Origin of the sequence: Burkholderia sp. HI2714, assembly GCF_002223085.1 — a bacterium.
Classification (GTDB): domain Bacteria; phylum Pseudomonadota; class Gammaproteobacteria; order Burkholderiales; family Burkholderiaceae; genus Burkholderia; species Burkholderia lata_D.
This window is the reverse complement of record NZ_NKFM01000008.1, coordinates 1-12,020: the sequence shown is the minus strand read 5'-3', so window position 1 is coordinate 12,020 and position 12,020 is coordinate 1. Positions and strand designations below refer to the sequence as shown.

General features: G+C 68.5%; 13 protein-coding genes. 1 reads left to right on the top strand and 12 read right to left on the bottom strand.

Annotated features, from left to right (window positions below; genetic code table 11):
* Nucleotides 1–208 precede the first annotated feature (208 nt).
* The gene (locus CFB82_RS01295) at nt 209–589 is read right to left on the bottom strand and encodes a DUF805 domain-containing protein (RefSeq protein WP_089483254.1); all 381 of its coding nucleotides are present in this window, start codon (nt 587–589) and stop codon (nt 209–211) included.
* Between the two features lie 57 nt (nt 590–646).
* Between CFB82_RS01295 and CFB82_RS41880 the strand changes: the two genes are divergently transcribed.
* Nucleotides 647–1,384 carry a hypothetical protein gene (locus CFB82_RS41880; RefSeq protein WP_143750863.1) on the top strand — a complete coding sequence of 246 codons (738 nt, stop codon included), beginning with the start codon at nt 647–649 and terminating at the stop codon, nt 1,382–1,384.
* Between the two features lie 89 nt (nt 1,385–1,473).
* Here CFB82_RS41880 and CFB82_RS01285 read toward each other — a convergent pair whose 3' ends face one another.
* From CFB82_RS01285 to CFB82_RS01235, 11 genes are all read right to left on the bottom strand, one after another.
* The gene (locus CFB82_RS01285) at nt 1,474–1,971 is read right to left on the bottom strand and encodes a VOC family protein (RefSeq protein ID WP_089483252.1); all 498 of its coding nucleotides are present in this window, start codon (nt 1,969–1,971) and stop codon (nt 1,474–1,476) included.
* Between the two features lie 167 nt (nt 1,972–2,138).
* Nucleotides 2,139–3,386, bottom strand: a complete 1,248-nt coding sequence (locus tag CFB82_RS01280; protein WP_089483251.1) for a DUF3443 family protein — start codon at nt 3,384–3,386, stop codon at nt 2,139–2,141.
* A gap of 16 nt (nt 3,387–3,402) precedes the next feature.
* A complete protein-coding gene (locus CFB82_RS01275; RefSeq protein WP_089483250.1) occupies nt 3,403–3,906 on the bottom strand; it encodes a DUF2844 domain-containing protein in 504 nt (167 codons plus the stop codon).
* 259 nt (nt 3,907–4,165) lie between these two features.
* On the bottom strand, nt 4,166–4,897 hold the full coding sequence (gene cheZ / locus CFB82_RS01270) for a protein phosphatase CheZ (RefSeq protein WP_089483249.1): 732 nt from the start codon (nt 4,895–4,897) through the stop codon (nt 4,166–4,168).
* A 1-nt stretch (nt 4,898) separates the two neighbouring features.
* Nucleotides 4,899–5,294, bottom strand: coding sequence for a chemotaxis response regulator CheY (gene cheY / locus CFB82_RS01265; protein WP_039346818.1), 396 nt, complete (start codon nt 5,292–5,294; stop codon nt 4,899–4,901).
* Between the two features lie 67 nt (nt 5,295–5,361).
* Nucleotides 5,362–6,453 (bottom strand): protein-glutamate methylesterase/protein-glutamine glutaminase, encoded by a 1,092-nt coding sequence (locus CFB82_RS01260; RefSeq protein ID WP_089483248.1) that lies wholly within the window; start codon nt 6,451–6,453, stop codon nt 5,362–5,364.
* Nucleotides 6,450–7,175 carry a chemoreceptor glutamine deamidase CheD gene (cheD, locus tag CFB82_RS01255; RefSeq protein WP_039346822.1) on the bottom strand — a complete coding sequence of 242 codons (726 nt, stop codon included), beginning with the start codon at nt 7,173–7,175 and terminating at the stop codon, nt 6,450–6,452. The genes CFB82_RS01260 and cheD overlap by 4 nt, the downstream gene beginning before the upstream one ends.
* Nucleotides 7,172–8,155: a CheR family methyltransferase gene (locus CFB82_RS01250; protein ID WP_069246861.1), complete on the bottom strand. Its 984-nt coding sequence runs from the start codon at nt 8,153–8,155 to the stop codon at nt 7,172–7,174. The genes cheD and CFB82_RS01250 overlap by 4 nt, the downstream gene beginning before the upstream one ends.
* Nucleotides 8,156–8,158: 3 nt before the next feature.
* Nucleotides 8,159–10,126 carry a methyl-accepting chemotaxis protein gene (locus CFB82_RS01245; protein WP_089483247.1) on the bottom strand — a complete coding sequence of 656 codons (1,968 nt, stop codon included), beginning with the start codon at nt 10,124–10,126 and terminating at the stop codon, nt 8,159–8,161.
* A 37-nt stretch (nt 10,127–10,163) separates the two neighbouring features.
* The gene (cheW, locus tag CFB82_RS01240; RefSeq protein WP_043185043.1) at nt 10,164–10,679 is read right to left on the bottom strand and encodes a chemotaxis protein CheW; all 516 of its coding nucleotides are present in this window, start codon (nt 10,677–10,679) and stop codon (nt 10,164–10,166) included.
* Nucleotides 10,680–10,730: 51 nt separating this feature from the next.
* On the bottom strand, nt 10,731–12,020 hold a 1,290-nt coding region (locus tag CFB82_RS01235), incomplete at its 5' end, for a chemotaxis protein CheW (protein ID WP_179255364.1).

Sequence of the window (12,020 nt, the reverse complement as noted above, 5' to 3'; positions counted from 1 at the left end):
ACGGGGCTGGACGGGAGACGGAACGGTGTGCGGCGCGGCGGAAAAACGTGCCGATCGTTGCGATCGCAAGGTGTCGGCTCCGGACGAAGCGACGACGACGTGAAGCGGGGAAAAGGCGAGGAAACGGTGAGGCAGCGAAGCGTTGCCGCGGCTGCGACGCGAAATCGGGCCCCGACGCGGCGGCGTCGCGCGTCGGGGCAGGCGTCGGTCAGGCCGCCACGATCGGGTCGGCGCCGAAGCGGTTCGGACCTTCGGTGCCGCGCGAGCACATCCACACGAGCAGCAGGATGCCGCCGACGATCGGGATCAGCGCGAGCAGCAGGAACCAGCCCGAGCGGCCCGTATCGTGCAGCCGGCGTACGCTGACCGCGATGCTCGGAATGATCAGCGCCAGCGAAACCAGGCCGATCACGACGAGCAGCAGCAGCGTGATCAGGCCGGCGTCGCGGCCGGCCGCGCCGATGATCTGCGCGGCGATCGACAGCGCACAGGTCAGCAGCGCGAAATACCAGTATTCGGCACGACGCGCACGGCCTTCGAATGTCGCGTATTTATTGAGTGCGGAACGAACGGCTTCGGAAAAATTCATTTTATTACCCTCCTGTTTTATATAGACGACCCCGGAAACAACGCCGGCATTATATGTTTGAATTTCGCCGCGCTCCATCTCTTTTCACGTACCGGCCAGGGCGCACCGGGCCGTTTCGCCCGCCCGTACGGCGCCGGCACGGCGCGGGAATGGCTGCAACAGCGGAATGCCGCGCCATCGGCTTGCATGCCGCGTCATTTTAATACTCTTGAAGACCTGACAGAAACGACAGCCCCGGATAATCCAGCATTTGATTACATCCGAATGAAATCGGTTGCAATCGATAATCGGCCGCCCGTGTACCGCATTCGATTAACCGGCCGGCATTACGCGGGCATGCAAAGCGCGCTACGCTTCGCCATCACTTACCGCTTCCGGTCGAACCGCACCATGCTCCGTCATCCGCTCGTTCCGTTGCTGTCGCTTGCCTGCGCGCTGACCGCCGGCTGCGCGGGCACGCCGGCTCCGCCGCCCGGCGCGCAGGCGCCTGACGCGCCGCACCCCGGCACGATCGCCCTGCACCATGCGTGGAACGGATCGACGCAAACCCTGCGCGCGCAGGATTTCCCCGCGAGCTTCACCTTGCGCTGCGTCGACACGCGCGGCGAGCCGGCGGAACGCGCCCGCGCGGCCTGGTGCGTGCCGGTCGTCGAGATCGAATCGGTGTCGGTCGATGCCGTCGGGCGCCCGGTCGCGCCAGCCGATGCCGTCCGGATCGAAAGCACCGCGTACGGGCCCGGCCACCGCGTCCTCGACCACACGCGCCTGATGCGCGACGGCCGGCCACCGGCCTAGCGCCCGTTCCGGCCGCTCACGGGCTTGCGCAGCCCCTGACGCCGGTTCGCCGGCTCACCGGTTCATGCCTGCAACGGGCTACCCGCCTCCTAGCCGGCCGCCGCGCGCTGCAGCGCGTCGAGATCGAGCTTCTTCATCGTCATCACCTGCGCCATCACGCGCTCCGCACGCGCCGGATCGCCCGTCATCAGCTCGCTCATCTGCGCCGGCACGACCTGCCACGACACGCCGAAGCGGTCGCGCAGCCAGCCGCACTGCTGCGCACGCTCGTCGCCGCCTTCCGACAGGCGCGCCCAGTAGCGGTCGATTTCGTCCTGGTCCCGGCAATTGACGACGAACGACACGGCCGGCGTGATCTGGAACACGGGGCCGCCGTTCAGCGCGACGAATGCCTGCCCGTCGAGCTCGAACGCGACGGTCATCACCGCGCCCTCCGCGCTGCCGGACGCGTGCGCGCCGGCCTTGCCGTAGCGCGCGACGTGCACGATGCGCGCGTTGTCGAACACCGATACGTAGAAACCGGCGGCCGCCTCGGCGTCGCGGTCGAACCACAGGAACGGCGTGATGCGTTGTATGCGCGGGGTCATGGCGCTGCCTCCTCGATGTCGTGCCGGCACGGGTGCCGGTATTACATCGTAGGCGCTGTGCCCGCGCGCGGAGGCCCGCCGGTCGGACCCGTCGTGCCGCGCACGGCCGTCGAATGAAAAAGGGGGCGATCGCTCGCCCCCTTGGTCCTGCATCCCGTCGTGCCGCGTCAGAACGCGACGAAAGGCGCCGGGCCGCCGCTCGCGGTCTTGTCCATCCCGAAGTAGATCGTCCGGTTGTAGAAGTGCGGCATGCCGATATCGAGCCAGCCGGACGAACCGAACGGGCCAGCGATGTCGTTGAACGCGAACGTCGACGGGTTCGAGAACAGCGAATCCGCGTTCGCGACGGGCATCGTCACCGTGCCGCTTACGCCGTTCTGGCCGGTCAGCGTCGCCGAGTAGCTGGCCGGCGGCGATGCCGGGCAGTAGAACTGCGTATTCTTCGGGCAGGTCACCGACGTGGTCGTCGAATCGTTGAAGAAATACGCGTTCGAACCCGTATCGAAGAACGCGGTCACATTGCGCCCCTGGAACGTCGCGCTGACGTCGCCCGTCGTGGTCGACGTCATCACGGTCTTCCCGGTCAGGTCGGGCAGGCCGAACGTCAGCGTCCCGGTTGCGCTGGCCTGCCCGCTGTCCGAAATTTTCGGCATGCTAACGCTCACCCCGCTGCTGTCGGCGAAGCGATGCACCGGGTTGGCCACCTGCTGCGCCACCGGCACGAGCGCGACCGTGCAGCTCGCGTTGTCACCGTTCGGGCAGGCGTAGTAGTTGTTGTTCGTCGACGTCGACGTGGCGCAGGTGGTGCCGCAGTCGACCGGTGCCGGCCCGATGCCGAGGATCCCGTTCGCGCCGAGCGCGCTCGCCGAGTTGGCCGACGCGCCGCCGTTCGTGCACGAGCTCGGCACGTTCGTCGTGCCGAGGTCGCCGATGATCTGCACGGGCAGCGAACTCGCCTGCTCGGAGCCGATCGACAGGTCGACCGTGCGCACGGACCCCCACGTATAGCTCGACACGAACTTGCCGCACTCGGCGACCGGCGCGCCGCCGCTCGTCACCTGCGGGAGGTTGCCGAGCACGCCCGACACGGCGCTGCCGACGAGCCGCAGCCCGTAGGACGCGGTATCGACGAGCACGTTGTTGACCACCTGGCAGTTCGACGTGCCCGGCACGCAGACCTTCAGGCTGACGGTCGGGATGTTGATCACGTTCGCGACGCCGGCGTTGACGGTGATGACGGCCGTGTTCCCGGAATTGCCGTCCGAGCCGCCGTTACCGTTGTTGCCGCCGTTGCCGTTGTTGCCGGAACTGCTGCCGCCGCCGTCTCCGCCGCCGCATGCCGTCATGAGGACGGCCGTCGCCGCCGCGAGGCCCAGCACGCCGAGCCAGCGCTTGAATGTACGAGGAATTTTCAAGATCGCTCTCCCGCTGTCACTGGATGTCGGTGCCGGTCAGGCCGGCAGGCAGCGCCGCCGGCAGCCACGCCTGGCCCGAGAAGGCGCCCATGTGGCCGCCTGTCCGGATCACGAGGCCGCTGGTGTCGACGGACACGGGCGCGCGCCAGCCGCGCGCCTTGTGCGCCGCCTGGACGCCTGCGGTGTACTGCGGGAAATAGCTGCCGAGCAGCGACGCGAGATCCGGCATCGTCGGCCCTTGCCACGCGAGGCCGAACACGCTGCCGGCGGCCGACGTGTATTCGTGGATGACGGTGCCCGATCCGAGCGTGATCTCGCGGACGGTATAGGCGGCCGTGCTCGTCTGCATGCCGTCTGCCGAACGCATCGCGCGCAGCAAGGCGCGCACGGTTGCGGCCCGATCGTCCGCCGGCGGCGACATCGGCGCGCCGCCCAGTTCCGCGTATGCGTGGACGCTCCACAGCACACCCATTGCAGCCGTCGCGTGCGCGACGGCCCAGCCCAAGCGTTTCAGCTTCACGTTCCCCCCCAGGGACTGGCTTCGTTGCCGGCGGTGCGGCCATCGCGCCCGCGCCACCTGCCAACGTATGAAATCGTATGAATGACGCTACGTTGCTGCTGACGCGTAGTATGCCTGCTGAGTGTGTCGAAGTGTCAATTTGACGCAGGATCACTCTGCGCCACGCGGGAGCCGCGTGCGCGTGAAGCAGTGGGGGGACGGTGTGACGCGTGCATCGGGCGCCGCCGCGACAGGCGGCGCGCCGATGCCCGTGGCAGGGTCAGAAGCCCAGGCTGGCGAGCAGGTCGTCCACCTGCCCCTGGTCCTGGACCACGTCGGTTTTGCCTTCCGGCGCGATCTGCGGGCCGTTCAGCAGCGACTCGGGGCTACCGGTCGAGCTGATCTGCTCGGCCGCGAGCGCAGCCGCGGTGGCCGCGAACTGCTCGCGCCGCTCGGGCGCGATGTTCTCGACGAGCACCGTGAGGAGCTGCTGCTCGATCAGGTAGACCATGTCCATGATCTTCTTGATCACCTGCCCGGTCAGGTCCTGGAAATCCTGCGCGAGCATGATCTCGAGCAGTTGCGCGCTGGTTGCCGAAGCCGACTCGGGCAGCGTGCGCAGGAACGTGCGCGTATCGTCCATCAGCTCGCGCACTTCCGCGTGCTCGATCGGTGCCGCGTACCACTGCGCCCAGCGCGCGTCGAGCGCCTCGGCCTCGTTCTGGATGCGCTCCTGCATCGGCTTCGCGACCTCGATCGCGTTCAGCACGCGCTCGGCGGCCTGCTCGGTCATCGTCGCGACGTAGCGCAGCCGGTCGCGCGCATCGGGCACGGCTTCCGCCGCCCGCTCGACATGCTTGTCGAGCCCGAGCTCGCGCATCGAATCGCGCAGCGCACGCGTGACGTGGCCGATGCGCGCGAGGATGCGGTCGCTCGCGAAATCGGCGCCTTCGGCCTGGCCGTCGGCGCTGAACCCGGCGCCGGTCAGCGCGGCATGGATCGGCTCGTTCACGTCAGCTCCCGGTCTTCGCCATCTTGTCGATGATCTTGTTCAGCTTCTCGTCGAGCGTCGCGGCCGTAAACGGTTTCACGACGTAGCCGCTCGCGCCGGCCTGCGCGGCCGCGATGATGTTCTCCTTCTTCGACTCGGCCGTGACCATCAGCACCGGCAGGTGCGTGAGCGTCGCGTCCGCGCGGATTTCCTTCAGCATCGCGAGGCCGTCGAGGTTCGGCATGTTCCAGTCGGAGATCACGAAGTCGAAACCGCCGCCGCGCAGCCGCGCCAGGCCGGCCGCGCCGTCCTCGGCCTCGTCGACGTTCGAATAGCCCAGTTCCTTGAGCAGGTTGCGGACGATCCGGCGCATCGTCGGGAAATCGTCCACCACCAGGATTTTCATGCTCTTGTCCATCGTCGTTCCTTTCCAGATTCGTTTCCGTCGGGACGCGTATCGTGGCACGCGCCCCGTGACATTCCATTCAAACGCGCTGCACGCGGTCGCCCATCGTCGCCAGGCGCGCCATCACGCGACGGCTCATCTCGGCGAGCGGCACGATCTCGTCCGCGCCGCCGAGCGCGATCGCCTCGCGCGGCATCCCGAACACGATGCAGCTTGCTTCATCCTGCGCGAACGTGTGAGCGCCCGCGCGTTTCATTTCCAGCAGGCCGGCCGCGCCGTCGCGGCCCATCCCGGTCAGGATCACCCCGATCGCGTTCTTGCCCGCGTGCGTCGCCGCCGAGCGGAACAGCACGTCGACCGACGGGCGGTGCCGGTTCACCGGCGGCTCGTCCGACAGTTGCGCAATATAGTTCGCCCCGCTTCTCGCCAGCAACAGGTGCGCGTGGCCCGGCGCAATATACGCGTGGCCCGGCAGCACCCGCTCGCCGTGCTCGGCTTCCTTCACCGCGATCCGGCACAGGCCGTTCAGCCGCTGCGCGAACGACTTCGTGAAGCCCGGCGGCATGTGCTGCGCGATCAGCACGGCCGGCGCATCCGGCGGCAGCGGCGTCAGCACTTCGCGGATCGCCTCGGTGCCGCCCGTCGACGCGCCGATGATGATCAGCTTCTCGGTACTGACGAGCGGGTTGTTGATCATCGGCGCGGCCGGGTGGCTGTCCGCCGTGCGCGCGACGGCCTGCGGCTGCGGCGCCTGGCGCACGCGCGCCCGCGACGCCGCGCGGATCTTGTCGGCGAGCTTTTCCGCGTAGTCGAGCATCCCGTCGCGAATCCCGACGCGCGGCTTCGTGACGAAATCGACCGCGCCGAGTTCGAGCGCGCGCAGCGTGATTTCCGAGCCGCGCTCGGTCAGCGACGACACCATCACGACCGGCATCGGCCGCAGGCGCATCAGCTTCTCGAGGAAGTCGAGCCCGTCCATGCGCGGCATTTCGACGTCGAGCGTGAGCACGTCGGGGTTGTGCTGCTTGATGAGCTCGCGCGCGACGAGCGGATCGGGCGCGGTCGCGCACACCGTCATGTCGGGCTGGCTGTTGATGATCTCGGTCATCAGGCTGCGGATCAGCGCCGAATCGTCGACGCACAACACTTTGATCTTCTGCACTGCGGTCATGCCTCCTGCTTTCTTGATAGGTTCGCCGCCCGCACGCCGCCGGCCGGCGCCGCGCTGCGCGCGCCGAACAGCTCGATGCGCGGCCGCGCCGGCTGCGGCGGGGCCGGACGCTTCGCCGCGAACAGCTCGACCTGCGGACGCGGCCGTGCGGTGCGGGCGCGATCGGCCTCGCGGGCGAGCGCGGCTTCGCGCTCGGTGACGCCCGGCACCTGCAGCCGCAGCTTCTTCACCGCCGCGCGCCCCGTGGCCGCCATGAACGCGACCTTGCGCGGGTGCACACCCTGCAGGTCTTCCGCCGTGATGCGGATGCGTTCGAGCGCCAGGTAGCGGCGCACGAAATCCGCGTTGCGGTCGCCGATGTTGATCGTCGTCATCCCGGCCAGCACGGCGGCGCCCCCGAACACCTTCGCCTCGAAGCGTTCGCGGCGCCCGCCGGCCTTGATCATCTCGTTGATCAGCACTTCCATCGCATACGCGCCGTAGCGCATCGATTCCGACGCGGCCGCGCCCGGATCGGCGCCGTCGTCGGGCAGCATGAAGTGGTTCATCCCGCCGATGCCCGCGTACGGGTCGTGCAGGCACGCGGCAACGCACGAGCCGAGCACGGTCATCAGCACCATGTCCTCGGACGTCGTGTAGAACTCGTTCGGCAGCAGTTTCACGCCGGGACGGCCGAAGTGGTTGTCGAAGTAGCGATTGGTGGCGATCGGCAGGGCGCTCATCCGCGCTCTCCCAGAGCTGATGCGGCGCCCGCGGCATGCATGCGCGCGGGAGACGGCATCGCGGACGCCTGCGCGCCCCGCGGCCGCGTGCCCTGTGCGGCGTCGCGGGTCAGTTCGTACACCGTCTGCCCGCGCAGCCGGAAGGCCTGCGTGACATACGTGAAGTTCTCCGAATGGCCGGCGAACAGCAGCCCGCCCGGCTTCACGAGCGGCTCGAAGCGCGACAGCACCTGCCCCTGCGTCGGCTTGTCGAAATAGATCATCACGTTGCGGCAGAAGATCGCGTCGAACGGCTTCGCGATCCCGTAATCCGCATCGGTCAGGTTCAGCTGCTCGAAGCGGATCATCGCGCGCAGCTCGGGGCGCACCTTCACGCGGCCGGCCTGCGCGCCCGTGCCCTTCAGGAAGAAGCGCTTGAGCCGCTCCGGCGCCAGGTGCTTGACCTGGTCGTACGTGTAGATGCCGGCTTCGGCCTTCGCGAGCACCTGCGTGTCGAGGTCGGTCGCGAGGATCGACGCGCCGCGCGCGGCCGATTCGCCGAGCGCCTCGATCAGCGTGATCGCGATCGAGTAAGGCTCTTCGCCGGTCGACGCCGCCGAGCACCAGACCGAGACCGGCGCCGGCCGCCCCTTCACGAAATCCGACAGGATCGGGAAATGGTGCGACTCGCGGAAGAACGCGGTCAGGTTCGTCGTCAGCGCATTGGTGAACGCTTCCCACTCGAGCGGATCGTCTTCCTGCTCGAGCAGGTCGAGGTAGTCGCGGAACGTGTCGAGGCCGCGTGCCCGCAAGCGGCGCGCGAGACGGCTGTACGCCATGTCGCGCTTGTGCTCGGACAGCGAGATTCCCGCGCGTTGATGGATCAGCGCGCGAATGCGTGCGAAATCCGCGCTGGTGAACGCGAAGTCGCGCCCCGGCTCGCCCGCGCGAGGCGAGGCATCCGGTACATCGGGTCGAAACGGCGCGCGCGCGTGCGGCATGGTTTAGAAGGTCTCCCAATCGTCGTCGGACGTGCCGGCCGTGGCCGCCGCCGGCTTCTCGCCGTTCAGCGCCGGGCGCACGAGTGCGGGCTTCGCGGCCGGCTTGTCGGCCGGTGCGGCGGTTTTCGCGAGACGCGGCCCGTAGCCGCCCGCGGCCATGCCGCGGGAAGCCGGTGCCTCCTTCTGCGCGTGCGCGCCGGCATCGGCCGCGCGCTTCGGTTCGTGACCCGCGCCCGACGCAGCCGCGGCGGCGGCACGCGTCGCCGGCGCAGCACGCCGTGCCGGTTGTGCGGCGGCCTGCGGGGACGGCAGCGCGGCGACCGGCGCCGCGTCGAAACGCGGCTCCGACGTCAGCGCCGGCGCGGGCTCATGCGCGACCGGCCGCGCGACACCGCGCGACGGCGCGAGCGCGATGCCGCCCATCACGCGCCAGCCCGACACGATCGCCTTCATCTGGCGCGTCTGCTCCTCGAGCGATGCAGCCGCGGCGGCCGCCTGCTCGACGAGCGCGGCGTTCTGCTGCGTGACCGAATCCATCTGGCCGACCGCGCGGTTGACCTGCTCGATGCCGGTCGACTGCTCGTCCGACGCGGCGCTGATCTCGCCCATGATGTCGGTCACGCGGCGCACGGCCTGCACGATCTCGTCCATCGTCGAGCCGGCGCGCGACACAAGCGCCGACCCGCTTTCGACCTTCTCGGCCGAATCGCCGATCAACTGCTTGATTTCCTTCGCGGCGCTCGCGCTGCGCTGCGCGAGCGAGCGCACCTCGCCCGCGACCACCGCGAAGCCGCGGCCCTGTTCGCCCGCACGCGCGGCTTCGACCGCCGCGTTCAGCGCGAGGATGTTGGTCTGGAACGCGATGCCTTCGATCGTGCCGATGATGTCAACGACCTTGCCCGAGCTCGCCGCGATGTCCTGCATCGTCGATACGACCTGGCCGACCACCTCGCCGCCCTGCGTCGCGATGTCCGATGCGTTCACCGCGAGCTGGCTGGCCTGCCGCGCGTTTTCCGCGTTCTGCCGCACGGTGCCCGTCAGCTGCTCCATGCTCGACGCGGTTTCCTGCAGCGACGCGGCCTGCTCCTCGGTGCGCTGCGACAGGTCGGTGTTGCCGGTCGAGATCTCGCGCGCGCCGACGTCGATCGACTCGGTACCGCGATGCACGGCCTGCACCATCGTCGTGACGGCGTCCTGCATCCGCTTGATGCCGCCGAACAGGCGGCCGATCTCGTTGGTGCTGAATACGTTGACCGGCTGCGTGAGGTCGCCGCCGGCGATGCGCTCGAAGTGCGCGATCGCGTCTTCCAGCGGCTGCACGATCAGCCCGCGCAGCACGAAGCGGATCGCGATCACGACGACGAACGCAATCGCGATGCCGGCCGCGATCAGCCCGATCATCAGCGAGATCTGCGATTGCGTCGTGGCCTGGCGATCTTCCGCGCGCTTCTGCAGCGAGGCGACCACGGCCGCCGCGGCCTGGTCGTACGCGACGAACATCGGGCTGATCTTGGTATCGGCGACCGCGTGGTACGCGGCCATGTCGCCCGCGCGCGCGGCCGCGAATTCGGGCTCGACGCCTTCCTTCACGATCGTCGTGTAGCGGGTGGTCAGGTCGTCGACGAGCGCCTGCTCGACGCCGAGCTTCGGCGTCGCCTGGAACGCCTGCCAGTTCTGGTTCGACTTCGCGTACAGCTCCTGCGCGCGATCGAGCACCTTGGCCGCTTCGGCCGTGTTGCCGGCTTCCGTCAACGAGCGGAAGCGGTCGAGCGACACGCGCGCGCGCAGCAGGTACGACGAGGTATCGTCGAGCGAGTGGATTGCCGGCAGGTCGACGTGCGCGATCGCGTCGAGCGAGCGGCTCGCGTGATTCAGCGCGACCAGGCCGAGCCCGCCGACGGCTGCGGCCAGCGCCACGAGGATGAGTCCGACCGCCGTGAGCGTCGTGCGGATCGACCAGTTATGCAACATTGCAGATTCTCCCGAAATTCCTGCGCGCGCGGCGCGCTTACCCGCCGAGCGTCTCGATCAGCGCCATTTCACGGCTCGACATCAGCTTCTCGATGTCCATCAGGATCAGCATCCGGCCGTCGACCGTGCCGAGGCCCGTCAGGTACTCGGTCGTCAGCGTCGCGCCGAATTCCGGCGCCGGCATGATCTGGTCGGTCTGCAGCGTCAGCACGTCCGACACGCCGTCGACCACCATCCCGACCACGCGATGCGCGACGTTCAGGATGATCACGACGGTCTGGTGGTCGTACTCGACGCGGCCGAGATGGAACTTGATCCGCATGTCGACGATCGGCACGATGATCCCGCGCAGGTTGATCACGCCCTTGATGAATTCCGGCGCGTTCGCGATGCGCGTGACACTGTCGTAGCCGCGGATTTCCTGCACCTTCAGGATGTCGATCCCGTATTCCTCGTCGCCGAGCGTGAACACGAGGAACTCCTGGCCCGTCGCGTCGCCTTGTTCCGCGTCGCGGCGGCTCGTAGCCGCGTTCGCCGCGGCCGGATTGATCATTTGGACTTCAGCAGACACGTTTGCCCCCAATCGGTTGAATGGCGAGTGACATCAGAACATCGCGAGCTCGGCGCCGGCACGGGCGCCGTGCATCGCACGGGTTTCGCGGTTCAGCGCCGCGACGTCGACGATCAGTGCGACGCTGCCGTCGCCGAGGATGGTCGCCGCCGAGATGCCGTGCACCTTGCGGTAATTGGTTTCGAGGTTCTTCACGACCACCTGCTGCTGGCCGACCAGCTCGTCGATCAGCATCGCGAAGCGGCGCCCCTCGGTTTCCATGATCGTGACGATCCCTTGCGTCGGGTCGGTACGCGCGTCCTCGACCGAGAACACCTCGTGCAGCGCGACGAGCGGCAGGTATTCGCCGCGCACGCGCACCACGCGCTCGCCGTTGCCGACCGTGTAGATGTCGTCGTTCGACGGCTGCAGCGACTCCATCACGAAGTTCAGCGGCAGGATGAAGATCTCGTTGCCGACCTTCACCGACATCCCGTCGAGGATCGCGAGCGTCAGCGGCAGCACGATCCGCGTGGTCGTGCCGCGGCCGGCCACCGACGTGATTTCCACGTGGCCGCCCATCGACTGGATGTTGCGCTTCACGACGTCCATCCCGACACCGCGGCCCGACACGTCGGTGACCGTCTCGGCGGTCGAGAAGCCCGGTGCGAAGATCAGCTGCCAGACTTCGTCGTCGCTGATGTTGTCGGACACCTGCATGCCCTGCTTCGCGGCCTTCGCGAGGATGCGCTCGCGGTTCAGGCCCGCGCCGTCGTCGCTCACCTCGATCACGATGTTGCCGCCGTGATGCGCGGCCGACAGCACGAGCTGGCCGACCGCGTCCTTGCCGGCGGCCACGCGCTTGTCGACCGTCTCGATCCCGTGGTCGAGGCTGTTGCGCACGAGGTGGGTCAGCGGATCGATGATTCGTTCGATCAGGCTCTTGTCCAGCTCGGTCGCCTGGCCGAACGTCACCAGCTCGACCTGCTTGCCGAGCTTGCCGGCGAGATCGCGCACCAGACGCGGGAAGCGGCTGAACACGTAGTCCATCGGCATCATGCGGATCGACATCACGGCTTCCTGCAGGTCGCGCGCGTTGCGCTCGAGCTGCGCCATCCCGTTGAACAGGCGGTCGTGCAGCGCCGGATCGAACGCGCTCGCGGTTTCCGCGAGCATCGCCTGCGTGATCACGAGCTCGCCGACCAGGTTGATCAGCTGGTCGACCTTCTCGACACCGACGCGGATCGAGCTGCCTTCGGCGCCCGATGCCGCCGCGGCGGCCGGGCGGGCGCGCTTGTCGTCGTGATGCGCGGCGGCCTGCGGCGCGTGGTCGGCGTGCGCCGG